The sequence below is a fragment of the Streptomyces sp. NPDC015125 genome, from assembly GCF_043080045.1.
GTDB lineage: Bacteria > Actinomycetota > Actinomycetes > Streptomycetales > Streptomycetaceae > Streptomyces.
Map to the genome: position 1 here is coordinate 951,359 of NZ_JBIBVF010000001.1, position 22,938 is coordinate 974,296.

The 22,938-nt window shown below is 72.2% G+C and carries 21 protein-coding genes; 7 read left to right on the forward strand and 14 right to left on the reverse strand.

The genetic code is table 11. The features are described 5' to 3' along the window. Positions 1-141: 141 nt before the first annotated feature. The 5 genes from ACF088_RS04140 to ACF088_RS04160 form a co-directional block, all read right to left on the reverse strand. On the reverse strand, positions 142-1,413 hold the full coding sequence (locus tag ACF088_RS04140; protein WP_392373801.1) for an amidohydrolase: 1,272 nt from the start codon (positions 1,411-1,413) through the stop codon (positions 142-144). Positions 1,414-1,596: 183 nt separating this feature from the next. Next, positions 1,597-2,811, reverse strand: coding sequence for a hypothetical protein (locus ACF088_RS04145; protein ID WP_392373802.1), 1,215 nt, complete (start codon positions 2,809-2,811; stop codon positions 1,597-1,599). A 27-nt stretch (positions 2,812-2,838) separates the two neighbouring features. Continuing rightward, entirely contained in the window at positions 2,839-3,768 is a 930-nt protein-coding gene (locus ACF088_RS04150; protein WP_030087032.1) for an N-acetylneuraminate synthase family protein, read from the reverse strand. 89 nt (positions 3,769-3,857) lie between these two features. Next, a complete protein-coding gene (locus ACF088_RS04155; protein ID WP_392373803.1) occupies positions 3,858-5,084 on the reverse strand; it encodes a cytidylyltransferase domain-containing protein in 1,227 nt (408 codons plus the stop codon). Between the two features lie 56 nt (positions 5,085-5,140). Further along, on the reverse strand, positions 5,141-6,475 hold the full coding sequence (locus ACF088_RS04160; protein WP_392373804.1) for a DUF6716 putative glycosyltransferase: 1,335 nt from the start codon (positions 6,473-6,475) through the stop codon (positions 5,141-5,143). Between the two features lie 187 nt (positions 6,476-6,662). On the opposite strand from ACF088_RS04160, the gene ACF088_RS04165 reads away from it, so the two are divergent. Genes ACF088_RS04165 through ACF088_RS04175 form a run of 3 tightly spaced genes read left to right on the forward strand, consistent with a single transcriptional unit; the run spans position 6,663 to position 10,212 of the window. After that, a complete protein-coding gene (locus ACF088_RS04165; protein WP_392373805.1) occupies positions 6,663-7,679 on the forward strand; it encodes a glycosyltransferase family 2 protein in 1,017 nt (338 codons plus the stop codon). Further along, the gene (locus ACF088_RS04170) at positions 7,679-9,034 is read left to right on the forward strand and encodes a polysialyltransferase family glycosyltransferase (protein ID WP_392373806.1); all 1,356 of its coding nucleotides are present in this window, start codon (positions 7,679-7,681) and stop codon (positions 9,032-9,034) included. The genes ACF088_RS04165 and ACF088_RS04170 overlap by 1 nt, the downstream gene beginning before the upstream one ends. Then, positions 9,031-10,212, forward strand: a complete 1,182-nt coding sequence (locus ACF088_RS04175) for an acyltransferase family protein (protein ID WP_392373807.1) — start codon at positions 9,031-9,033, stop codon at positions 10,210-10,212. The genes ACF088_RS04170 and ACF088_RS04175 overlap by 4 nt, the downstream gene beginning before the upstream one ends. A gap of 91 nt (positions 10,213-10,303) precedes the next feature. On the opposite strand, the gene ACF088_RS04180 is transcribed toward ACF088_RS04175, so the two are convergent. Next, positions 10,304-10,981 carry a TetR/AcrR family transcriptional regulator C-terminal domain-containing protein gene (locus tag ACF088_RS04180; RefSeq protein WP_392373808.1) on the reverse strand — a complete coding sequence of 226 codons (678 nt, stop codon included), beginning with the start codon at positions 10,979-10,981 and terminating at the stop codon, positions 10,304-10,306. 38 nt (positions 10,982-11,019) lie between these two features. Between ACF088_RS04180 and ACF088_RS04185 the strand changes: the two genes are divergently transcribed. Next, the gene (locus ACF088_RS04185; RefSeq protein WP_392373809.1) at positions 11,020-12,591 is read left to right on the forward strand and encodes an FAD-dependent monooxygenase; all 1,572 of its coding nucleotides are present in this window, start codon (positions 11,020-11,022) and stop codon (positions 12,589-12,591) included. Positions 12,592-12,625: 34 nt separating this feature from the next. Here ACF088_RS04185 and ACF088_RS04190 read toward each other — a convergent pair whose 3' ends face one another. Continuing rightward, positions 12,626-13,225: a TetR/AcrR family transcriptional regulator gene (locus ACF088_RS04190; RefSeq protein ID WP_392373810.1), complete on the reverse strand. Its 600-nt coding sequence runs from the start codon at positions 13,223-13,225 to the stop codon at positions 12,626-12,628. Between the two features lie 71 nt (positions 13,226-13,296). On the opposite strand from ACF088_RS04190, the gene ACF088_RS04195 reads away from it, so the two are divergent. Beyond that, positions 13,297-14,286 carry a DMT family transporter gene (locus ACF088_RS04195; RefSeq protein WP_392373811.1) on the forward strand — a complete coding sequence of 330 codons (990 nt, stop codon included), beginning with the start codon at positions 13,297-13,299 and terminating at the stop codon, positions 14,284-14,286. Between the two features lie 71 nt (positions 14,287-14,357). Here ACF088_RS04195 and ACF088_RS04200 read toward each other — a convergent pair whose 3' ends face one another. Both ACF088_RS04200 and ACF088_RS04205 read right to left on the reverse strand, forming a co-directional pair. Continuing rightward, positions 14,358-15,755, reverse strand: a complete 1,398-nt coding sequence (locus ACF088_RS04200; protein WP_392373812.1) for a gluconate:H+ symporter — start codon at positions 15,753-15,755, stop codon at positions 14,358-14,360. Between the two features lie 93 nt (positions 15,756-15,848). Then, positions 15,849-16,367 (reverse strand): gluconokinase, encoded by a 519-nt coding sequence (locus ACF088_RS04205; RefSeq protein ID WP_392373813.1) that lies wholly within the window; start codon positions 16,365-16,367, stop codon positions 15,849-15,851. Positions 16,368-16,499: 132 nt separating this feature from the next. Between ACF088_RS04205 and ACF088_RS04210 the strand changes: the two genes are divergently transcribed. Further along, on the forward strand, positions 16,500-17,201 hold the full coding sequence (locus ACF088_RS04210) for a FadR/GntR family transcriptional regulator (protein ID WP_392373814.1): 702 nt from the start codon (positions 16,500-16,502) through the stop codon (positions 17,199-17,201). Positions 17,202-17,288: 87 nt separating this feature from the next. On the opposite strand, the gene ACF088_RS04215 is transcribed toward ACF088_RS04210, so the two are convergent. The 3 genes from ACF088_RS04215 to ACF088_RS04225 all read right to left on the reverse strand — a co-directional run bounded on the left by ACF088_RS04215 (position 17,289) and on the right by ACF088_RS04225 (position 19,393). Then, positions 17,289-17,501 carry a hypothetical protein gene (locus tag ACF088_RS04215; protein WP_329147435.1) on the reverse strand — a complete coding sequence of 71 codons (213 nt, stop codon included), beginning with the start codon at positions 17,499-17,501 and terminating at the stop codon, positions 17,289-17,291. Positions 17,502-17,565: 64 nt separating this feature from the next. Then, a complete protein-coding gene (locus ACF088_RS04220; RefSeq protein WP_392373815.1) occupies positions 17,566-19,164 on the reverse strand; it encodes a methylmalonyl-CoA mutase in 1,599 nt (532 codons plus the stop codon). Further along, entirely contained in the window at positions 19,142-19,393 is a 252-nt protein-coding gene (locus ACF088_RS04225) for a hypothetical protein (protein ID WP_392373816.1), read from the reverse strand. The genes ACF088_RS04220 and ACF088_RS04225 overlap by 23 nt, the downstream gene beginning before the upstream one ends. Before the next feature lie 161 nt (positions 19,394-19,554). On the opposite strand from ACF088_RS04225, the gene ACF088_RS04230 reads away from it, so the two are divergent. After that, positions 19,555-20,175 (forward strand): L,D-transpeptidase family protein, encoded by a 621-nt coding sequence (locus ACF088_RS04230; protein ID WP_392373817.1) that lies wholly within the window; start codon positions 19,555-19,557, stop codon positions 20,173-20,175. Between the two features lie 276 nt (positions 20,176-20,451). Here the strand turns inward: ACF088_RS04230 and ACF088_RS04235 are convergent, their stop codons facing one another. Together ACF088_RS04235 and ACF088_RS04240 are read right to left on the reverse strand one after the other, a co-directional pair. Then, on the reverse strand, positions 20,452-21,510 hold the full coding sequence (locus ACF088_RS04235) for a hypothetical protein (protein ID WP_392373818.1): 1,059 nt from the start codon (positions 21,508-21,510) through the stop codon (positions 20,452-20,454). Beyond that, complete coding sequence (locus ACF088_RS04240) at positions 21,510-22,286, reverse strand: RNA polymerase sigma factor (RefSeq protein ID WP_392373997.1); 777 nt, start codon at positions 22,284-22,286, stop codon at positions 21,510-21,512. The genes ACF088_RS04235 and ACF088_RS04240 overlap by 1 nt, the downstream gene beginning before the upstream one ends. Positions 22,287-22,938: the final 652 nt, after the last annotated feature.

The following is a 22,938-nucleotide window of genomic DNA, read 5'->3' on the forward strand; positions in this document are numbered from 1 at the left end:
TCGACGAAACATGTACGGCCGATATGCGAGGCCCGTCCCGGCTAGGTGCCGGAACGGGGTGATATGCGCTCTTTACGGTCGGTGGCCGGTTATAGGGGGCAGAGCCGCACCGCGCCACGCGTGGTCCCGGGCGGCGTGGCCTCAGCCCGCCAGGCTCCCGTCGAGCAGCGCGCAGGCCGTGAAGAGTTCCACGCCCACCTTGATCGCCTGTTCGTCGACGTCGAAGTCGCCGCGGTGGAGGTCGCGGCGGGTGGTCTCGGCGGGCGGGTGGACGCCGAGACGGGCCATGGCGCCGGGGACGTGTTCGAGGTACCAGGAGAAGTCCTCGCCGCCGAGGGACTGCTCGGTGTCCTCGATGGCGCCCTCGCCGCGGCGGGCGGCCATCGCGGAGTGCAGCAGTTGGACGGTGACCGGTTCGTTGACCACCGGCGGGACCCCGCGGACGTAGGTGATCTGCGACTTTGCGCCGTGCAGCGTGGCGATCTCGTCGATCGCTGCGTGGACCAGGTCCGGGGCCAGCCGCCAGGCTTCGAGGTCGAGGCAGCGGACGGTGCCGGAGAGCTCGGCGTGCTGCGGGATCACATTGCAGGCGTGCCCGGAGGCCAGGCGGCCCCAGGTGACCGCGAGCCCGGCGCGGGCGTCGACCCGGCGGGACAGCAGCGCCGGAACGTCCAGGGCGACCCGGGAAGCGGCGGTGACCAGGTCGGTGGTCAGGTGCGGGCGGGCGGTGTGGCCGCCGGGGCCGTCGAGTCCGACCTCCAGCCGGTCGCACGCGGAGGTGATCGCCCCCACCCGCAGCCCGATCCGGCCGGCGTCGACGCGCGGATCGCAGTGGACGGCGAGGATCCGGCCGACGCCCTCCAGCGCACCGGACTCGATCGCGTCGGGGGCGCCGCCCGGCAGCACCTCCTCGGCGGGCTGGAAGATCAGACGGACCGGGCGCGGCAGGGCGCCGGTGCGGGCGAGTTCGGCGAGGACCAGACCGGCGCCGAGGACGACGGCGGTGTGCACGTCATGGCCGCAGGCGTGCGCGCGGCCGGGGACCGTCGAGGCGTAGTCGACGGTCTTGGTGTCCGGGATGGGCAGGGCGTCGATGTCCGCGCGCAGGGCCAGCAGGGGGCGGGCGGGGTCGGCGGCGAGCGCGCGTCCGTCGGCCGTCGCGTCCGGTGTACCGATGTCGCAGATCAGGCCGGTGCCGGTGGCCAGTACCCGGGGCCGCAGACCGGCCCGCTCCAGCCGTTCCTTGAGCGCGGCGGTGGTCCGGAACTCCTGGTTGCCGAGCTCGGGATGCATGTGCAAGTCGCGCCGGAAGTGGCCGAGTTCGGCGCGCAGCGCGTCGGGGAGCGCGCCGGGGAGCTGGTCCCCGGCGGGAGTACGGGCGGTGCCGGCATCGCGGGAGATCGAGTGGTTCACCCGTGCCACGGTACGGCCCGCACCGGGGCAACTGTCCCTCGATCAACAAAAGTTCAGCCCGTTAGGGGAAGAAAATCTAGGCCGCTCGGCGCATGGACGGTTTATGCGAAGGGTATGCAGTAGGGCTTCCTGTGCGGCGGTGCGGTCCTCGGCCGGTGGCCGGCCGCCGGGCGGCGCCGCCCCTCAGCCGGCGACCACCCGCTGGGTGAACGGCAGCCGCTGGACGTCGCGGGCGGTGCCGGTGACCCCGTCGAGAAAGCCCTGGGCGCGGGGTGAGGCGTGGGCGGTCAGCCACTCCGGGTCGATGTCGCAGACCGCGACCTTGACCTCGGTGCCCAGCAGGGCGAGCGGCAGGGTGTGCACGACGGTGGAGGGGAAGCTGACGATCAGCCGTCCGATGGGGCCGCGCCGGGCGATCAGTTCCAGCGGCAGATCGGGGCGGACGATCTCCAGGCCGGTCTCCGTGACGAGGCGGCGGAGCTTTTCGGCGCTCTCCTTGCGGTGCGCGAAGTAGCGGGTGGCGCCGTGCGTACGGGCCAGGGCGGCGACGGCGGCCAGATAGCGGTCGGCGTCCACGACCCCGGTCTCCACCAGCGAGGTGCCGACGATATCGGCGGCGCGGGTGAGCCGGGGCGGGCCGAAACGGCCGCGGGTCCAGGCGAACTCGTTGGTGGTGACCTCGACACCCGGCGGGGCCTCGACGGGCATCGAGCTGAACAGGCCGACGGTGCGCCGGCCGCCCTCGGGCGCCGGGGTGAGCCGACGCCGGGCGGTGGCCGAGAACGGCGCGAAGGCCAGGTCCCGCGCACCGCGTCCGCTGCCGTTGCGGTGCCAGCGCACCAGCCGTTCGCCGCGGGCGAGTTGGGAGATGAACTCCATGGTGGCGGTGCCGTCGTCGACCACGACCAGATCGCGTGCCTTGGTGAGGGTGAGCAGCAGTTGGACGTAGCGGGAGAACGGGTCGCCGATGACGATGCGGCGGGCGCGGCGCAGCAGCGGGGTGAGCCCGCCGATGGTGCGCATCGGCGCGGTCGGGCCGCCGCGGGCCTCTTCCCAGCGCACCGTATGGCCTTCGTCGCGGGCGAGTTCGGCCATCCGGCGCAGCTGGCCGCGGGTCATCGGATCGTGCGGGGAGAGCACGACGACGGTGAGCGCGGTGGCCTGTGCCGTGTACGCCCATTCCAGGACATTGAGCAGCTGTACCGGGCTCTCGACGAAGGCGAGAGTGCCGGCGTCGCGCGCGGCGGCGGCCGGTCCGGCACCGGTGCGTGCGGGCCGGCGGGTCTGCCGCGGCACCCCCAGGAGACGACGGGCGGGAGAACCCGTCGTCTCCTGGGGCGGGACCTCGGCGCCAGGTGTGACGGACCCGGCGCGGGCCCCTTCAGGTGAGCTCACCATCGCTCCCGTCGGTTCGGCCGGCTGCCGTCAGACCGCCGCCGGCTCGGCGCCGGCCTCGGCCTCGGCCACCACGCCGGTGACGCGGCGCAGCTTCTTCATCGGGCCGAGCTCGCTCTCGTAGACCTTCTTGACACCGTCACCGAGGGACTCCTCGATGGTGCGGATGTCACGGACCAGGCGGGACAAGCCGCCGGGCTCGACGGAGGCGGCCTGGTCGGAGCCCCACATCGCGCGGTCGAGGGTGATGTGGCGCTCGACGAAGGTGGCGCCGAGGGCGACCGCGGCGAGGGTGGTCTGCAGACCGGTCTCGTGGCCGCTGTAGCCGATCGGGACGTTGGGGTACTCGTCCTGCAGCGTGTTGATCATGCGCAGGTTGAGCTCCTCGGCCTTGGCCGGGTAGGTGCTGGTGGCGTGGCAGAGCAGGATGTTCTCGCTGCCCAGGACCTCGACGGCGTGCCGGATCTGCTTGGGGGTGGACATGCCCGTCGAGAGGATGACGGTGCGGCCGGTGGCGCGCATGGCGCGCAGCAGCTCGTCGTCGGTGAGCGAGGCGGAGGCGACCTTGTAGCAGGGCACGTCGAACTTCTCCAGGAAGGCGACGGACTCGACGTCCCACGGGGAGGCGAACCAGGCGATGCCGCGCTTCTTGCAGTACTCGTCGATGGCGCGGTAGCCGTCCTCGTCGAACTCCACACGGTGGCGGTAGTCGATGTAGGTCATCCGGCCCCAGGGGGTGTCGCGCTCGATGTCCCACTGGTCGCGCGGGGTGCAGATCTCCGGGGTCCGCTTCTGGAACTTGACGGCGTCGCAGCCGGCGTCGGCGGCGGCGTCGATCAGCGCGAAGGCATTCTCCAGGTCGCCGTTGTGGTTGATGCCGATCTCGCCGGTGACGTAGACGGGGCGGCCGGGGCCGGCCTCGCGGGAGCCGAGGGTGCGGAGGCGGGAGTTGCTGCTCATGGGGAGGATTCCTTCGTGTTGATCAGGGGGTGTGCGGGTGGAACAGGGGTGAGCGGGTTGATCGGGGGTCTGCAGGGGGTCTTGGTGGGTTACAGGGACGGGCCCAGCAGCCAGGCGGCGATCTCTCGGATCGCCCCGCTGCCGCCGGGCGTCGCGGTGACCGCGCGGGCCGCGCCGCGCACCACGTCGTGCGCCCCGGCGACCGCCACGGGCCAGCCGACGAGGTCGAAGCACGGGAGGTCGTTGACGTCGTTGCCGACGTAGAGCACGCGCTCGGGCGCGATGCCCGCTTCCTCGCACCACTGCTTGAGGGCGAGGTCCTTGCGGTCGATGCCGTGCAGGACGGGCACCTGCAGCTTGCGGGCCCGTGCGGCGACGACCGGGTTGGTCTCCGTGGACAGGATCAGCAGCTTCAGCTCCGCCTTGCGCAGGGCGGCGATGCCGAGGCCGTCGCCGCGGTGCACCGCGACGATCTCCCGTCCGTCGGCGTCGATCAGCACCCGGTCGTCCGTCTGGGTGCCGTCGAAGTCGAGGACGACGGCGTCGATGTCGTCGAGGGTCGGGAGGGCGCCGGGACGGGGGGCGTCCAGCAGCGGCGCGAGCGCGCGGGCGCGGGCCAGGTCGTGCGGATCGTCGATCTCCAGCACCCGGGCGGGGTCGGTGCGCACGAGCTCGGTGCGGCCGAAGAAGCGGTGGCCGCCGGCGCGGAAGCCGGCCGCTTCCATGGCGTAGGCCGCGCCGGTCTCCAGCAGGTCCTGGGGGCGGTCCTGGCGGCGCGGCCGGAAGGACTTGTCGTGGTTGACGCCGTGGCCGCCGTCGGCCGCGGCGCCGTCTGCGGCGACCTCGGGCTCGGCGTCCCGCCAGACGAAGCCGTGGAACGGTGCCACGGTCAGCGCGCTGTCGGCGCCGCCCTCGACGACCGCGGCGGCCACCGAGTCGATGTCCTCGCGGACGACGAAGGGGCTGGTGCACTGGACCAGCAGCACCGCGTCGACCCGGGCGCCGTGCTCGGCCTCGTAGGCGTCCATGGCGTGCAGGACGGCGGCCTCGCTGGTGGCGGTGTCGCCCGCGATGTCGCCGGGGCGCCGTACGACGACCGCTCCGGCGCCGCGGGCCGCGGCCGCTATCCCGGCGTCGTCGGTGGAGACCACGACATCGGTGACCAGGCGGGCGGCGCGGCATTCGCGGACCGCGCGGGCCACCAGGGGCACTCCCCCGACGGCGGCGAGGTTCTTGGCGGGCACGCCCTTGGATCCGCCGCGGGCCGGGATGACGGCCACCACGGTCGGCGGGCTGCTCTGCGGGTTCGGCGGCATTTCGGGCTCCTTCCGGGGGCCGTGCGGGCTCCGGGGGCTGACGGGCGGCGGGAGGGTCACAGCTGCCCCCAGCGGCGGATGGCGGGGGCGACGCGCTGGACGCCGTGGCGGTAGGCGCCGCGGGCGGCCTCGCGGACCGTCTCGCGGGCGACCCGGCGCAGTCCGCCGGTCTCCTCGGGGGCGTCCGCGTAGCCGGCGATCGGCTCGCCGTGCGCGTCCAGGCCGTGCCGGGCGAGGATGCCGGGGAGATAGCCGGGGGCGGTGCGGGGTGTGTAGTACGGGGCGATCGGCGGCAGCCGGTCGGCGGTACGCAGCGCGGTGACCCGGGTGCGGGCGGCGTCGAAGGACTGCTCGTAGTCCCCTTCGGCGGCGACGCCCTGCCGGGCGAGCCAGTCCGCGTCGGGCTCCGGGCGGTGCCCGGCGTCCAGCTCGTCCCAGGAGGCGAGGCAGCCGGAGCCGAGGAAGTGGTGGTTGCCGAGGATCTCGCGGATGCCCAGGTCGGTGAGGACGGCGGTGGGGATGCCGCGGTGCAGCGACTCCAGGGCGGCGGTCGAGCTGACCGTCACCATCAGGTCGGTGCGGTCCAGGACCTCGCCCATGTTGCCGTACACCAGACGGCAGTTGGCAGGCAGTCCGCCGGGCGCCTTGGCGGCGAGCTTCTGGTAGGGCAGTTCCTCGATGTGGGTGGTGTGCTCGCCCGGCTTGCTGCGGAGCTTGATCAGCACCTCGCGGTCCGGGTGCCTGCGGGCGTGCTCCACGGCCCGGCGCAGCAGGTAGGTCCGGTCCGCGCGGCTCTCCGGGACGGAGGGCTGGGCGGCGAACACGACGGTATAGGGGTGCTGCGCGCCGGTGTCGCCGTCGCGGCGGTAGCGGTCGCCGCCGAGGAACGGCAGGGCGCATTCGACGACACCGCCGTCGTCGGCGCCGACACCGCGGTAGACCTCGCGGAACCGGTCCGCGTCGTGCCGGGAGTTGGCGAGGACGACATCCGCGCCGTGCCGCAGCAGCAGCCCGTCGGCGAGCTTCTCGTAGACCACCCCGACATAGCCGGTGACGACGACGGGGCGGGTCTGCGCTCCTCGCCAGGCGCGGGCGAGGCCGTGCAGCATCGCCTGCACCGCACCGCCGACACAGGCCAGCACGACGACGTCGTAGCGCGTACGGTCGATGGACCGGACGAAGTCGACGCCCCTGATTTCGCGCAGCGAGTCCGCACGGGCGCCGACCTCGTCGAGCTGTCGGACCGTGGGAGTGGCGCGGCCGCGGAGAAGGTAGCCGTCGAGCCGGATGTCCGATTGGATTCGGTACGCTGTCAAAGCGCCCCATTTCCATCGGGTATCCGAGTCGGCGAGTACGGCGACCCGCGGCGAAGAGTGGGTACGTGATGGCACGTCGAAGACGCTAGGAAGCCATTCCGTTTAGCGGGCCAACTGGGTCGCAACAAAGGGTTAACAGCGGGTCGACGAATGGCTAACCAGCCCGATTGTCGACCCGGTTAACCATCCCGCCATTCTTCGTTCACCTTGAGGTCCGCACCCGGTAAAGACGAATGCCGCCTGCGCACCTAACGTCACCCGGGTGGTTAAGCTCTCCGTCATCGTGCCGTTCTACAACGTGCAGACATACGCGCCCGACACCCTCAAAAGCCTGGCGGCCAACGCCCGCGAAGATTTTGAATTCCTGCTCGTCGACGACTGTTCCCGCGACGAGACCCCGGAGATTCTCGCGCGCGCCGAGCGCGAGCTGCCGGGCGCCAGAGTGCTGCGGCACGAACAGAACGGCGGTCTGGCCACCGCCCGGAACACCGGCCTGGACGAGGCCCGTGGCGAGTACGTCACCTTCCTGGACGGTGACGACTGGCTCGCGCCCGGCTACTACCCCCAACTGCTCAGCACCATCGAGGAGTTGGGGTGTGACTTCGTCCGTACCGACCATGTCCAGTGCACCGCCCGCGCGCGCACCGTCCACCGTGTCCCGCACGGCCGGCGCGGGGTGGTGATGGACCCGCGCGAGGTGATCCTGCCCGCCGACCGCTCCACCTCCGTCGACTACGCCTTCGCCTGGGCCGGGATGTACCACCGCCGGCTGCTGGACGAGGGGGTACTCCATTTCCGGGACGGGCTGCGCACCGCGGAGGACCGCCCGTGGATCTGGCGGCTGCACCGCGAGGCGAAGTCCATGGCGGTGGTCGGGCTGCTCGGAGTTTTCTACCGGCGCGGAGTGGCGTCCTCACTGACCCAGATCGGGGATGTTCGGCAATTGGACTTCATCCGCGCCTTCGATCAGGTGATCGAGGAAACGGCGCAGGACCGCGATGCCGATCTTCTGCTGCCGAAGGCGGTACGCACCTATTGCGCGATCATTTCCCACCACCTCGGTTCGATCGAACGTTTCGAACCACAGGTCGCCCGTAAATTGCGTGCGATGAGCGCCGCGGCCATGAAACGCATGCCGCAGGACGTACTGAAGGAAGCCCTGGAATCGATGGATGTGCAGCGCGCGTCCCGGCTGCGGCGGCTGCGCCGTCGCCCCGCCCCCAAGCTCTCGGATCCGCTCGACCAGGGCGGTAGCCCCACGCCGGAGGTCGCCGCCTGATGTCCACCCGACCGCGTACCCAGATCTTCCTGGCGTCCACGCCCTACGGTGCGGCGACGCTCGCCGCCGCGCTGGACGCCGACTGCTTCGCACCGGCCGACCGCCGGCTGCTGCTGGTCAGCAACAACGCGACGACCCCGGAGACCAGCGCGTCGCTGGACACCATGCCCGGCTTCGAGCGGCTGCGCGGCCGCTTCGACCGGGTGCTGTCGTGGAACGAGACGATCAGCCCGTTCCACCCCGGCGGCTGGTCGCCGCGCTCGGACGACGTCCCGCTGTGGGAGCGGCATCTGCGGCTGCTGTGGGGCCTGGGCGACGACCACATCGAGCTGGTCGTGGAGTCCATCCAGGTCAACCCGGCGCTGGCGATCACCCAGCTGTTCCCGGACGCGCCGATCGATGTCTACGCCGACGGGCTGATGAGCTACGGGCCCACCCGCAACAAGCTCGACCCGCTGATCGGCACCCGGATCAACCGGCTGCTGCATCTGGACCTGGTGCCGGGCCTGATGCCGCTGCTGCTCACCGAGTTCGACGTGGCACCGCACACCGTGCCGACCGACGCCTTCACCAAGGTGCTGGCCGAACTCTGTGACGCCAGTGGCGAGGTGGCGGTCCCGGAGGGCGCCGCGCTGCTGCTCGGCCAGTACCTCTCCGCGCTGGGCATCCTCACTCCCGAGGAGGAAGAGGAGCTGCATGTGCGGATGGTGCGCGGCGCCGCCGAGCGCGGCCACCGCGAGATCGTCTTCAAACCGCACCCGTCCGCGCCGGCCCGCTGGTCGCGGCTGCTGGAGCGGGAGGCCGAGAAGCTGGATATCGCGCTGACCGTGCTGGACACCCCGGTGCTGGCCGAGGTGCTCTACCAGCGGATGCGGCCCGCGCTGGTCGTCGGCTGCTTCTCCACCGCGCTGCTGACGGCGGCCACGTTCTTCGGTCTGCCGACCGCGCGCACCGGCACCGGTCTGCTGCTGGAGCGGCTCACGCCGTACCAGAACAGCAACCGCGTCCCGGTCACGATCGTGGACGCGCTGGTGCCCGACCTGGGGGACCGCAGCGAGCGCCCGCGCGCCTTCGCCACCGCCGAGAGCATCGAGGGCCTGGTCACCGCGGTCGGCTATGCGATGCAGCACCAGATCTATCCGCAGCTGCGGCCGGCCGCCGAGCGCTACCTCGCGGCGCACCTCGACCAGGTCACCTGGCGCTACTTCAAGCGCCGCCGGCTGACCGCGCTGGCGCTGCCCGGTGCGATCCCCTCCCAACTGTCGTTCCTGCCGCGCAATGCCACCGTCCGCAAGGTCGCGCGCCGGGCGCGTGCGGTGCAGCGGCGGCTGAAGAAGCGGGCCGCGTTCGGATGACCGCGCCCCAGCTGACGACCGGCGCGCCGCCCGCCGCGCCGGATGTCGTCACCACCGCCCCGCAGCCCGCAATACGGGGGCGCAGCGCGGGGGTCCCCCCGGCCCTTGGTGCCGGGGGAGGACCGTCGCGGCTGCGCGCCCTGGACGGGCTGCGGCTGCTCGCCGCGCTGATGGTCGCCGCCTACCATTTCGGGGGCCGCAGCGGCGAGATATCGCAGGCCTGGGGCGGTTCGCCCGCCCAGCAATTCCCCACCGCCGCGCCCCTGTTCGCCTATGGCTGTCTGGGCGTGCAGATCTTCTTCGTGATCAGCGGCTTCGTCATCTGCCTCAGCGGCTGGGGCCGGACGCTGCGCGCGTTCATCGCCTCCCGCGTCTCCCGCCTCTATCCGGCGTACTGGGCCGCGATCCTGCTGGTCACCGCGGTCTTCGCGCTCCCCTGGGTCGCCTACAAGGCGCTGCCGCCCAGCGAGGTGCTGACCAACCTGACCATGCTGCAGCAGCCGTTGGGCGTGGACCGGGTGCTCGGGGTGTGCTGGACCCTGTGGGCGGAGATGCGCTTCTACGCCCTCTTCGCGCTCTGCGTCGTCCTGCCCGGTGCCACCCGCGGCCGGGTGGTGCTCTTCTGTGCGGGCTGGACCCTGGCCGCCGCGCTCGCACAGGCCGCGCACCAGCCCTTCCTCGACACCGTCCTGATGCCCGAGTACGCCCCGTTCTTCATCGGCGGAGTGGGCCTGTACCTGCTGCACCGCTACGGCGCCCGCGATCCGATCGCCTGGGCGATAGTGCTGGTCAGCTGGCTGATCGGCCAGCATTACGCGGTCGCCGGACTGTGGCACGCCCCGTCGGCCACCGCGTTCTCCTACCGCTCGACCGCCGCCATCATCGCCGTCGTCACCCTCGGCTTCGCCCTGGTCGCGGCGGTCGCGCTGGGCAAGCTGCGGTGGGCGAACTGGCGCTGGCTGACCGTGGCCGGCGCGCTGACCTACCCCTTCTATCTCGTGCACGAGCATCTGGGCTGGGTGGTGGTGCGGGCGCTGCACCACGGCATCGGGCTGCCGTCCTACGCGACGCTGATACTGACCGTCGGGCTGATGCTGCTGCTCGCGTGGGTGCTGCACCGCTTCGTCGAGCGTCCGCTGACGCCGGCGCTGAAGCGGTCGATCGACCCGCGGCGCTGAGTCCCGGCGGCGCCCGGCTCGCCCGCGGCGCTCAGTTCGGGCGGCCGGACCGCCGCACCGAGTCCGGACGGCCGCCCGGCCCGCGGCCCGCTCAGCCCTCCGCGTCCGGGCCCAGGGTGGCGGTGATCCCCGCGACGATGATGCGCAGCCCGGCCTCGAAGCCCTGCTCGATGTCGCCGAACAGCTCCTCGCCGGCCTGCGCCGCGAGCGGATAGTCCGGACCGAGCCGCCGCTCGCGCTCGGCCTGGTCGTAGGCCGGGTCACGGGTGGCCCGCCGGCCGGGCACCGGGTGGACCGACTGCTCCTCGATCACCAGGCCCACGGTGTAGTTGTACGCGGTCCACCAGGCCCGCGCCGCCTCGCCCGGGGTGAAGCCCGCGTCCGTGAGGCAGCGCATCAAGGCGTCGAGCGGCCCGGCGGCGCTGTCATCGGTCATCCGCGTGCCGCTGAAGACCTTGCCACCGTCGCGGTAGCCGAGCAGCTCGCGGCGTATCGCCCGGCAGGCGGAGACGAGCGTTTTCTGCCAGGTGCTGTCGTGCGGGCCCGCACCGGACTCTCCGGCCACCACCGGCCCGGCCATCCGCCGGAACATCTCGGTGGCCATCTCGTCCAGCAGTTCCTGCTTGTTCTTGAAGTGCCAGTACAGCGCGGGGGCCTGGACGTTCAGCTCCTTGGCGATGGCCCGGAGGGTGAGCCCGTCGAGGCCGACCTCGTTCAGCAGCCGCAGGGCAGTGTCCACGACCTTTTTCCGGTCGATGCGCGAAACCATGTTGACAACTTAACACCGTTAAAGCCATCCTCGGAAACATGGAACTTAACACCGTTAAGGACGCCTTCGGCGCCGCCCTGCCCGACGACGGCACGACCTTCGACGTACTGATCGCCGGCGCGGGCCCGACCGGCCTCGCCCTGGCCATCGACCTCACCCGCCGCGGCGTGCGCACCCTGCTCGTCGAACGGCAGGACCGCCTCTCGCCCGGCGCCCGCGGCACCGGCGTGCAGCCGCGCACCCAGGAGGTCTACGACGACCTCGGGGTGCTGGACGCCGTGCGGGCGGCCGGCGGGCGCTATCCGCACACGGCCTGGTGGGAGAACGGCCGGATCGCCAAGGTCGCCGAGATGATCGAGCAGGTCGATCCGACGCCCGCCGTCCCGCACTCCAACACCCTGATGGTGCCCCAGTTCCGCAATGTGGAGCTGCTGTACGAGCGGCTGCAAGAGCTCGGCGGCGACGTCCTCTTCGACACCGAACTCACCTCGTTCGACCAGGACTCCACCGGCGTGACGGCCCGTCTGCGCCGTGCCGACGGTGCGGAGCGCACGGTGCGCGGCGCCTATCTGGTCGCCTCCGACGGCGGGCGCAGCACCGTACGCAGGGCGCTGGGCCTCACGATGAGCGGCCCGTCGCTGGCTCCGGGCGCCGTCCTCCTCGCGGACGTCCGGGTGTCGGGCCTCGACCGGGACCACTGGCACCGCTGGGAGCTGCCGGACGTCGGGTTCGTGGCGCTCCTCCCGCTGGCCGGCACCGACTACTTCCAGACCTTCATAGCGATCTTCACCGAAGAGCCGGACACCTCACCCGAAACGGTCCGCGCCCGGCTCGCCGCCCACACCCATCTGGCGCCCGAGCAGATCGACGAGGTCCTGTGGGCCTCCATCTACCGCCCCAAGGCGGGCATGGTCGACACCTACCGCACCGGCCGGGTCTTCCTGGCCGGCGACGCCGCGCACATCCACTCCCCGGCGGGCGGCCAGGGCCTGAACACCAGCGTCCAGGACGCCTACAACCTCGGCTGGAAGCTCGGCCAGGTGCTGCGGCACGGCGCCCCCGACACCCTCCTCGACACCTACGACGCCGAGCGCCGCCCGATCGCCGAGCACATCCTCGACACCAGCACCCGGCTGCACCGCTCCGGCAACTGGCGGCGCGGCCGGGACCTGCACCAGCTCGGCATCGGCTACCCCGACAGCCCACTCACCCGCGAACTGCGCACGGACCTCGCCGAGGGCACCCCCGCCGCGGGCGACCGGGCCCCCGACGCCCCGTGCACCACGGCCGACGGCACGCCCACCCGGCTCTTCGACGCCTTCCGCGGCCCGCACTTCACCCTGCTCGACCTGGGCGGCACCGGCGTCGACAACAGTGCACTGCCCGCCGACCCGGCCCTGCTGCGCCTCGTCCGCGTCGGCGGCCCGACCCCGGACCTGATCGACGCCGACGGCCATATCCGCGACGCCTACGGCCCACACTCCGCCGTCCTCCTCATCCGCCCCGACGGCTACCTCGCCCTCGCCGCTCCGCCCGAGGACGCGACGGCACAGGTGGCGGCGGCCCTGGAGACGTACCTCGGCGCGGGCGCGGTGCCGGCGGCCCGGTGAACGCCACCGGCCCGCGCGGGGGCCCGGCCGGTGGTCACGCCCCCTCCCCCGCGGCGGCGAGCAGCGCCTCCGCCTCGTCGCGGGCCTGACCGATCGGGTCGGGGAAGATATCCAGGCCGTGGGCGACCAGGGCCCCTTCATGGAGCAGCATCAGCGCCCGGCCCAGCCGGTCGGCCCGGCCGGGCGCTGCGGCCCCGGCCAGATCGGTGAACAGCGCGAGCATCCACTGCTTCTGCGCGGTGATGATCGCGTACGCGGGGTGGGACGGATCGCTGATCTCGGCGTGGGCGTTGACCATGCTGCAGCCCTTGGCGCTGTGCTGCGCCGACCAGGCGCGCGAGGCGTCGAAGACGGCCAGGACCCCCGCCGCGGGCGACGGCCCCGCGGCGTCGAGGTACGGCGCCAGAAAGGCCCGCCAGCGTTCATCGCGGTCCGCGAGGTACTCCACGACGAGCTGCTCCTTGGAGCCGAACCGGTCGTAGAGGGTCTTCTTCGTCACCCCGGCCTCGGCCGCGATCAGATCCACCCCGACGGCGTGGATGCCGCGCTCGTAGAACAGCCGTCCGGCGGCCGCCAGGGCGCGGCGCGCGGCAGGCGTCATGGTGATCCGTTGCGGCTTCTGCGAGATACCCATGGACATGAGTATACCGATCTGTATAGTGAAAGCAGAGGTATACAGATCGGTCTACCGAAGGGAGCGGCGGCATGCACCTCCTGCTCTCAGCCGCCTTTGTGCTCTGCTGGAGCTCCGGGTTCATCGGGGCCAAGCTCGGCGCGGACAGCGCGCCCGCCGTCACGCTCCTCATGTGGCGGTTCCTGCCGCTCGCCGCCGTCCTCGTCGTCGTGGCGGCCACCGCCGCCCGCCCCTCGTGGCGGGGCCTGACCGCACGGGACATGGCCCGGCAGGCCACCATCGGCGCGCTGTCCCAGAGCGGCTATCTGCTCACCGTCTACTCCGCGATCCAGCTCGGGGTCTCCAGCGGCACCACGGCCCTGATCGACGGCACCCAGCCCCTGGTGGCCGGGGCGCTCGCCGGACCGTTGCTGCACCAGTACGTCTCGCGCCGGCAGTGGCTCGGGCTGTGCCTGGGCGTGGGCGGCGTCGCCCTGGTCACCACGGCTGACGCGGCGGCCGGTACGGGGGTGGCCGGGTGGGCCTACCTCGTCCCGTTCCTCGGGATGTCCTCGCTGGTGGCGGCCACGTTCCTGGAAGGCCGCTCGCGCACCCGGGTCGCCCCGTCGGTGTCGATGACCGTCCACTGCACCACCAGCGCCGTCCTCTTCACCGCCCTCGCCGCAGGCACCGGCTCCCTGCAGCCGCCCGCCTCGCTCTCGTTCTGGGCGGCGGTCGGCTGGCTGGTGGCGCTGTCCACCTTCGGCGGGTACGGGCTGTACTGGCTGATCCTCCGGCGCCGGGGAGTCACCGAGGTGAACACCCTGATGTTCCTGATGGCACCGGTCACGGCGCTGTGGGGAGCCGCCATGTTCGGCGAACCGTTCGGCCCGCAGACCGCCGCCGGACTGGCGGTCGGCCTCGCGGCGGTCGTCCTCGTGCGCCGCGGTGCGACCCCCACGGCCGCGGGCCCCTCCGGGAATCCGCCCCCACGCGCACGAGGCCGTACCAGCGGGAATCCGCTCGTACGGCCTCGTGCCGGGGACGGGCGCCTGAGGGGGGTGGGGCGCCCGGGACGGTGACCCGTCCGGGAAGGAACCATGTGACCGCCCCGGTCCCCCGGAACGACGCAGCAGTCCGGGGGATCGGGGCCCTAAAGGACCAGGGAGAGCAACAGCACGCACCCGATCCCGACGACCGAGATCAGCGTCTCCATCACCGACCAGGTCTTCAGCGTCTGGCCGACGCTCATCCCGAAGTACTCCTTGACCAGCCAGAATCCGGCGTCGTTGACATGGCTGAAGAACAGCGACCCGCATCCGATGGCCAGCACCAGCAGCGCGGCATGGGTGGTGCTCATGTCCGCGGCGAGCGGGCCGACCAGCCCGGCGGCGGAGATGGTGGCCACCGTCGCGGAGCCGGTCGCGAGCCGGATGGCGACCGCGATCAGCCAGGCCAGCAGCAGCGCGGAGATGTTCCAGCCCTTGGAGACGTCCAGGATCATCTGGCCGACACCGGCGTCCACCAGCGTCTGCTTGAAACCGCCGCCCGCACCCACGATCAGCACCACCCCGGCGATCGGGCCGAGCGACTTCTCGACGGTGGTGGCGATCCGGCCGCGGGTGAAACCGGCCGCCCGGCCCAGCGTGAACATCGCGACGAGGACCGCGGTGAGCAGCGCGATCAGCGGTGAGCCGACGACATCGAAGACCCTCTGGACGGTGTGCTCCGGATCGTCGATGACGATGTCCACCAGCGCCTTGGCCAGCATCATCACCACCGGCAGCAGCACGGTGGCCACGGTGATCCCGAAGCCGGGCCGCTTCTCCAGGTCGTTGGAGGCACGCTCGGGCACCATCTTCTCCGGCGGGCGGATGTCCACCCAGCGGGCCGCGTAACGGGAGAAGACCGGACCGGCGATGATCGCGGTCGGGATGGCGACGACCACACCGAGCGCGAGCGTGACGCCCAGGTTCGCCTTGACGGCGTCGATCGCGGCGAGCGGCCCGGGGTGCGGCGGTATCAGCCCGTGCATGACGGACAGTCCGGCCAGCGCGGGGATGCCGATCCGCATCAGCGAGAAATTGCCGCGCTTGGCGACCAGCAGCACCACCGGGATCAGCAGCACGATGCCGACCTCGAAGAAGATCGGCAGCCCCACGATCCCGGCGATCAGCACCATCGCCCAGGGCATCGCCCGCCGGCCCGCCTTCGCCAGGATCGTGTCGACGATCTGGTCCGCGCCGCCCGAATCGGCGAGCAGCCGCCCGAGGACGGCACCGAGCGCGATCAGCACCCCCGTGCCCGCGACCGTCGTGCCCAGCCCCGTCGAGAAGCTGGTGATCGCCTTGTCGAGGGGTGCACCGGCCACCGCGCCGAGCACCAGCGAACCGATGATCAGCGACAGAAAGGCATGCAGCTTGAACTTGGTGATGAGCAGGACGATGACGGCGATGCCGGCCAGGACGGCGATGCCCAGCTGTGCGTGACCGGCCGAAGTGATCGGCTCGGTCGCATCCGCTGCGAGCATCTCGACGCTGAGATGTGTCACGGCGATTCCCTTGGTTGGACGGGAGGGGAGAGAGGGGTGCTGCGGGTGGGACGGGAAGGGGGGTGATCCGGTACGGGTGTGCGGGCGCCGGACCTATCCGGCCGGTGCGGTCATGGCGCGCAGTGCGGCCACCGCCCGTCCGGCGATCTGCTCCCGGCTGCCGGACACGTCCACGGCGACGCCGGCCTCGTCGCGCCCGAGGGGTTCGAGCGTGGCGAACTGGGAGTTCAGCAGCGCGGCCGGCATGAAGTGGCCCTTGCGCCCGGCCATCCGCTCCTCGATCAGCGCGCGGTCCCCGGTGAGGTGCAGAAAGACAACGCCGGGGGCGGCGGTACGCAACCGGTCGCGGTAGGCGCGCTTGAGCGCGGAGCTGCTGACCACGCCGCCGTGCCCGGCCCGCTCGTGCGCCCAGGCGCCGATGGCGTCCAGCCACGGGCCGCGGTCGGAGTCGTCCAGCGGGATACCGGCCGACATCTTGGCGATGTTGGCCGGCGGATGGAAGTCGTCACCCTCGGCGTACGGTACGCCCAGTCCGGCGGCCACCAGCGGGCCGATCGTGGTCTTGCCGGTGCCGGCCACGCCCATCACGACGATCACGTCGGGGGTGCTCATCCCGTGGTACCTCGCTGTCTTCATCGACCTCGTGCGGACCCCACTGAAACCCATTAGGTACGACGTATTCAAGAGCCTGTGATGCAAACGTCATACTTAATTGGCCGGGGTGCGGGAACGTAGGCTTGGCCCATGGAAAACGAGGGGAAGGGACTGCACGCCCGTGTGCTGGAGTCCCTCGGACCCGCGATCACCGCGGGCGACTACCCTCCGGGCACGATCCTGCGCACGGACGAGCTGGAGCAGCGCTTCGACGTCTCACGCACGGTCATCCGCGAGGCGATCCGGGTACTGGAATCCATGCAGCTGGTCGCCTCCCGGCGCCGGGTGGGGGTGACCGTCCGGCCCACCGAGGAGTGGAACGTCTACGACCCGCGGGTGATCGGCTGGCGGCTGGCCGGCCGCGACCGTCCCCGGCAGCTGCGCTCGCTGACCGTACTGCGCTCGGCGATCGAACCGGTCGCCGCGGGCCTCGCCGCCCAGCACGCCACCCCCGCGCAGTGCGCCCAACTCACCGAACAGGCCATGGGCATGGTCGCCACCTCACGCGGCCAGCAGCTCGATGCCTACCTCGTCCACGACACGGCCTTCCACCGGGTCGTCCTCACCGCCTCCGGCAATGAGATGTTCGCCCGGCTCGGCGATGTGGTCGCCGCCGTCCTGACCGGCCGCACCCAGCACCATGTGATGTTCACCGACCCCGACCCGGCCGCGGTCACCCTCCACGTCCAGGTCGCCGAGGCGGTACGCACCGGCGACGCGGCGCGGGCGGAGTCCCTGACCCGTGAGATCACGGCGGGCGCCATGGCCGAACTGGACGTGCTGGCACCGTAGTCGGCGACACGCGCAGGCACCGTAGCGGGTGACATCTGCAGCCCCCGTCACGTCCCCGTCACGGGCCGGCGGCCGGGGCGCCCCGGCTCAGAACAGCGGCTGCTGCCCCGGCATCGGCGGCTCCTCCGGGTCGAACAGCTTCTCCGCGGGCGCCATCATCGGCGCGATCCGGCGCGACCCCGGGCAGGAGATCAGCTCCAGCACCGTCCGCCGGCCGGGCGGGTCATGGCGGGCGAAACGGCCGCCGACAACGGCGATCTCTCGGGTGCAGACGGGGCACACGCGGCGGGGTGACGACATGACACCAGTCTGACTCACCCCACCAGCGCCTCCCCAGCCCCCTCAACTACCCCACAACTACCCCTCAGAACGCATCCGTGGGCACATACGTCCCCCAGACCTCCCGCAGCGCATCGCATACCTCGCCCACCGTCGTCCTCGCCCGCAGTGCCTCACGCAGGGGATAGAGGACATTGTCCGTGCCCTCGGCGGCCTTGCGCAGGTCGCCGAGGGCTGCCGAGACCGCACGGGCATTACGGCGGTCCCGGAGCACGGCCAGCCGCTCGGTCTGCCGGGCCTCGATCGCCGGGTCGACGCGCAGCGGCTCGTACGGTTCCTCCTCGTCCAGCTGGAAGCGGTTGAGGCCGACCACGACGCGCTCGCCGGCGTCCGTCTCCTGCGCCAGGCGGTAGGCGTTGCGCTCGATCTCCTCCTTCTGGAAGCCCCGCTCGATGGCGGCCACCGCACCGCCCATGTCCTCGACCCGCCGCATCAGCGCCACGGCCGCCTCCTCGACGTCGTCCGTCATCGACTCGACGGCGTAGGAACCGGCGAACGGATCGACGGTGGCGGTCACATCGGTCTCGTAGGCGAGCACCTGCTGGGTACGCAGCGCAAGGCGGGCGGACTTGTCGGTGGGCAGGGCGAGGGCCTCGTCGAAGGAGTTGGTGTGCAGCGACTGGGTGCCGCCGAGCACGGCGGCCAGCCCCTGGAGGGTGACCCGTGCGAGATTCACCTCCGGCTGCTGGGCGGTGAGCTGCACTCCCGCCGTCTGGGTGTGGAACCGCAGCATCAGCGATTTGGGGTTCTTCGCGCCGAACTCCTCCCGCATCACCCGGGCCCAGATCCTGCGCGCGGCCCGGAACTTGGCGACCTCCTCCAGCAGCGTCGTACGGGCGACGAAGAAGAAGGAGAGCCGCGGCGCGAAGTCGTCGACGTCCATCCCGGCGGCAACGGCGGTCCGCACATAGGCGATGCCGTTGGCGAGGGTGAAGGCGATCTCCTGCGCGGGCGAGGCGCCCGCCTCCGCCATGTGGTAGCCGGAGATGGAGATGGAGTTCCACCGGGGGATCTCGGCCCGGCAGTACCGGAAGATGTCCGCGGTCAGCCGCAGCGACGGCTGCGGCGGGAAGATATAGGTGCCCCGGGCGATGTACTCCTTGAGCACATCGTTCTGCACGGTCCCGTTCAGCTGACCGGCCGCCACCCCTTCCTCCTCCGCCACCAGTTGGTAGAGGAGCAGCAGCAGCGCGGCAGGCGCGTTGATCGTCATCGACGTCGACACCTTGTCCAGCGGGATACCGCCGAACAGCACCCGCATGTCCTCGACGGAGTCGATGGCCACCCCGACCTTGCCCACCTCGCCCGAGGCGATCGGGGTGTCCGAGTCGTGGCCCATCTGCGTCGGCAGGTCGAAGGCGACCGACAGCCCCGTGGTGCCGTGGGCGATCAGCTGCCGGTAGCGGGCGTTGGACTCGCGCGCGGTGCCGAAGCCGGCGTACTGCCGCATCGTCCAGGGCCGCCCGGTGTACATCGACGGATACACGCCACGGGTGAAGGGGTAGCTGCCGGGCGCGCCGAGGCTGCGCTCCGGGTCCCAGCCGTCCAGCGCCTCGGGCCCGTACACCGGCTCGACCGGCAGGCCGCTCTCGTTGTACCGCTCACTGCCCGACTCGTGCGCCATGGGTGTACGCCTCCCAGTGGGTGACCGGCATCGGGGATACGCCGTGCTCACAGCATGCCCGCAGGTTCGCCGCCCCGCAGCCCTGGGAAGAGTCACCGAGGGCCGGTCGGGCCACCCAGATCCGGGGGTTGCGCATGCAGCGGAGCAGTGGAAGACGTACGGCGCCTGCGGTGGCCGCGGTGCTGGTGGTGGCGGCGCTGGCGATGGGCTGCCGCCCGGTGACGGTCACCGGAGCCGGTGCGCCCCGGAGCTCGGGCGCCCGCTACGCCCCCACCTCCCCCGCTCCCCCGCCGCTCGGCCATCACGCACCCCCCCGCCCCGGACCGGCACGCCACCCCGCCGCGCCCGCACCGCCCCGTCCACCACGCGCCACCGGCCCGCCGTCCGCTCATGGCGGCCGGCTCGCGCGGTGCACAGGTCCGCGAACTCCAGGCGCGGCTGGCCCAGCTGGGGCTTTTCGACCGCTCCCCGACGGGCTACTACGCCTCCGTGACCGCGACCTCGGTCCGCGCCTTCCAGCAGCGGCAGGGCCTGCCCCGTACGGGCAGCGTGCAGCCCACGGCCTGGAGGGCGCTGCGGTCCCATACCCGCACGCCGTCGCACACCGAGCTCCACCCGCCCACGACGAGGCCGGTCGGCACCCCCGACCCGCGGTGTATGACGGGCAGGGTGATCTGCATCAGCAAGCGGAGCAACACCCTCACCTGGATGGTCGACGGCCGGATCGTCTCGGCGATGGATGTCCGCTTCGGCTCGCAGTACACCCCCACCCGCGAGGGCGTCTTCGCGCTCACCTTCAAGAGCCGCCACCACGTCTCGACGCTCTTCCACACGGCGATGCCGTACGCGATGTTCTTCAGCGGCGGCCAGGCCGTCCACTACTCCGCGGACTTCGCCGCCCGCGGCTACCGCGGCGCCTCACACGGCTGCGTCAACGTCCGCGACAAGACCAAGATCGCCGCCCTCTTCCACACAGCGAAGAAGGGCACCAAGGTGGTCGTCTTCCATTAGCCGAACACACCCCGCGGCCCAGCCCACATCTCTGACCGAAGCGAAAATTGAGCAGCCCCCACCCACGGATCCACCTCCGCGAGAGCGGCGCCGGCTCAGGCGCAAAAAGGGGCGGCGCCGGCTCAGGCGCAAAAAAAAGGGGCGCGGGCAGGGCCGGGGGAACGTGCCCTGCCCGCGCCAGATGCGCTGAGCCGTAGGTACGGGGGGAACCCCGGCTCGTCGCGCAGCCGATGACCAGTCGGCTCACTCATTACTGCGTCACGGGTTCAAAAAACGTCACACCGGGTCGTCGGCGCTTCCGCCCGGCGTGGCACTTCCGGGGTCCGGGGCGGTTGCCGAGGGGCCGGGGGCCGGGGTGGACGTGGCGGAGCCGGGGGTGGCGGCGGGCGGCTGGGGCGGGTGCCCTTCGTCGTCCTCGTCGCCGCTCTTGCCGCCGCTGCTCTGGCCGGATCCGCCGGTGCCGCCGCCGATGCCGCCGACGAGCCCGTCGTCGCCGCCCGAGCCGCCGCCGGTCTGGTACCGCGCCAGGTAGGCACGGCAGAAGGCGTGCACCTTGTCCGGTCCGCCGGCCTTGCGTTCGAGGCGCCGCAGCGTGTCGCGGTCCATGGCGCCGCGTTTGCCGGACTCGTAGTTCTGGCAGAGGGCGAGCAGGAAGTTCTTCGTGGTCCCGCGGCCGGGATCGGTCCCTTTGCCACCGGGCTTGCCGTGGTCGCGCCCCGTGCCGCCGCTCGGGGTGCCGCCGGGTCTTGTGCCGGCGCCGGGGCTGCTGCCGGGCGTGGGGGTCTCGGTGGGCGGGGTGTCCGGCCGGCCGGGGGTGGCATCGGGGGTCTGCGCGGTGGTGCCGTCGGTCTGGGCGCCGGGTTCGCCGCTGCGGAAGGGTCCGGGGGTTTCCGCGGCGGAGACGCTGGAGGCGGGTGCCGGGTCGCCGCCCCGGAAGGGGCTGGGCAGGACGCCGGTGCCGGCCGCGACGGCGACGCCGCCGATGGCGCAGGCCGCGAGGGCCACGGCGAAGCCGCGCCGGAAGGGGCGGCCGAGCCGGGTGCGTTCGGTGAGGTCGGCGGTGTGGGCGGTGCGCACGCCGTCCGGGAACGGGTCGGCGGCGGTGCGGTGCCGGGCGGCGGAGCCGCGGCGGGCGGCCTGGCGGAATGCGGCGACGGCCGCGTCTTCACCGGGCAGCCGGGCGGTTTCGGGGGTCCTGGCGGCGACCGCGGCGGCGGCCTCCAGGAGCTGTTCGAGTTCCTGTGCACCGTCGCCGCGCCGGGCACTGACCGGTTCACCGCGCAGCAACTGCTCCGCGGTGTCCTTGTCGAGCCAGTTGTACCGGTCGTCGGCCATCACATGTCCTTCTGCGTTCGTGCGGCCGTTTCCGTCACACCCGGTACGTACGATTCCGCCACGCCGTCGCGGCGTCTTCTGCCCTGTACGGGCACTCCATTCATTGTTCCGCCCCCTCCGGGCGGGCCCGGTGCGGGCCGCCGCGGGGGGGCTCCTTCACCCTGGTCGGCGCCGTCTTCGCCGCCGCCCCGGCCACTGTCCCGAGGTCCGTCCTGGCTGCGGTCCGGCTCGTCGCCGATCAGCTCGGCGAGCCGCCGCAGCCCGCGGTGTGCGGCGGTGCGCACGGCGCCGGGCCGTTTGCCGAGCACCTGCGCGGCGTTCTTGGCATCGAGCCCGACCACCACCCGGAGCACCACCGCCTCGGCCTGGTCCTGCGGCAGCCCGGCTATCAGCCGCATGGCACGGCCGGTTCCCAGCGCTTCGAGCGCCTCGTCCGCGGTGTCGGATGCGCCGGGGGTATCGGCCAGCTCGCTCTCGTCGCCGCCGATCGCCGGGCGCCGGCCGCGCATCCTGATGTGATCGAGGGCGCGGTTGCGGGCGATACGGGCGGCCCAGCCGCGGAACCGGTCGGCGTCACCGCTGAAGCGGGAGAGGTCGCGGGTGATCTGGAGCCAGGCCTCGGACGTGACGTCCTCCACGTCCGGTTCGCTCACCAAGGTCCGTACATATCCCAACAACCGGGGATGTACGGCGCGGTAGACGGTACGGAACGCCGCCTCGTCACCACCCTGTGCCGCCTGCACGGCCACCGTCAGCCGACGGTCGTCCGGCTGAATGTCGTCCCCTCGCACGGGTCCATCCTGTCGCACGCGGAATGTCCGCCGCCCGGTCCTTGCTGCATTGCTGCTTCGCTCGCCGTACCACCGGCCTTGCTTCCCCGTTCCGGCGGCGTTCGAGCGGGCGGCGCCCGTCCGTACGGTGCCGGAGCCGGGGCGGGCCACCGTGCGCCACCGGCCGCGGCAGGCCGGAAACCGCCGGTAACCCGGATGTTCCCGCAGACCGTATCCCGTGTGGGCGAACGATCCGAACCCGGGACGGCTGCGCCGGCCACTATGCCGGAGTCAGGAGAAGGAGGGCACCGGGCGACCGACGCTCCGCCGAAGCGCGCGCACGGATCTCTCGGGAAACCCTCGGGAACTCCCGGGACGGCACCCTCGGGAACTCCCGCGAGGACGGCCTTTTCCAGCCACAGCCGACGGCTCGGAAGGATGCCCGACCGGCACGGATCCGCACGTTACGGGCCTGTCCGGCCGGTGTCCGCCCCCCTGCCGACCCTGCGTTCCGACCACTGCCGGCCAGGCATCCGGACCACTAGCCGTACCCCTTCCCGTACCCCGTGTGACGCTTTCGCGCCGTCTGGCGCTGTACCGGATAGAGGGCCGTCACAGGCTCTTCGCGAACGACGGCCGGGGCCTCTCCTGTGGGGGG

Excerpts from the sequence above, each read along its gene's own strand:
- ACF088_RS04145 (WP_392373802.1), bottom strand. The coding sequence starts at position 2,811 with ATGGTGAGCTCACCTGAAGGGGCCCGCGCCGGGTCCGTCACACCTGGC.
- ACF088_RS04150 (WP_030087032.1), bottom strand. The coding sequence starts at position 3,768 with ATGAGCAGCAACTCCCGCCTCCGCACCCTCGGCTCCCGCGAGGCCGGC.
- ACF088_RS04155 (WP_392373803.1), bottom strand. The coding sequence starts at position 5,084 with ATGCCGCCGAACCCGCAGAGCAGCCCGCCGACCGTGGTGGCCGTCATC.
- ACF088_RS04170 (WP_392373806.1), top strand. The coding sequence starts at position 7,679 with ATGTCCACCCGACCGCGTACCCAGATCTTCCTGGCGTCCACGCCCTAC.
- ACF088_RS04175 (WP_392373807.1), top strand. The coding sequence starts at position 9,031 with ATGACCGCGCCCCAGCTGACGACCGGCGCGCCGCCCGCCGCGCCGGAT.
- ACF088_RS04180 (WP_392373808.1), bottom strand. The coding sequence starts at position 10,981 with ATGGTTTCGCGCATCGACCGGAAAAAGGTCGTGGACACTGCCCTGCGG.
- ACF088_RS04185 (WP_392373809.1), top strand. The coding sequence starts at position 11,020 with ATGGAACTTAACACCGTTAAGGACGCCTTCGGCGCCGCCCTGCCCGAC.
- ACF088_RS04190 (WP_392373810.1), bottom strand. The coding sequence starts at position 13,225 with ATGGGTATCTCGCAGAAGCCGCAACGGATCACCATGACGCCTGCCGCG.
- ACF088_RS04195 (WP_392373811.1), top strand. The coding sequence starts at position 13,297 with ATGCACCTCCTGCTCTCAGCCGCCTTTGTGCTCTGCTGGAGCTCCGGG.
- ACF088_RS04205 (WP_392373813.1), bottom strand. The coding sequence starts at position 16,367 with ATGAGCACCCCCGACGTGATCGTCGTGATGGGCGTGGCCGGCACCGGC.
- ACF088_RS04210 (WP_392373814.1), top strand. The coding sequence starts at position 16,500 with ATGGAAAACGAGGGGAAGGGACTGCACGCCCGTGTGCTGGAGTCCCTC.
- ACF088_RS04215 (WP_329147435.1), bottom strand. The coding sequence starts at position 17,501 with ATGTCGTCACCCCGCCGCGTGTGCCCCGTCTGCACCCGAGAGATCGCC.
- ACF088_RS04220 (WP_392373815.1), bottom strand. The coding sequence starts at position 19,164 with ATGGCGCACGAGTCGGGCAGTGAGCGGTACAACGAGAGCGGCCTGCCG.
- ACF088_RS04230 (WP_392373817.1), top strand. The coding sequence starts at position 19,555 with ATGGCGGCCGGCTCGCGCGGTGCACAGGTCCGCGAACTCCAGGCGCGG.
- ACF088_RS04235 (WP_392373818.1), bottom strand. The coding sequence starts at position 21,510 with ATGGCCGACGACCGGTACAACTGGCTCGACAAGGACACCGCGGAGCAG.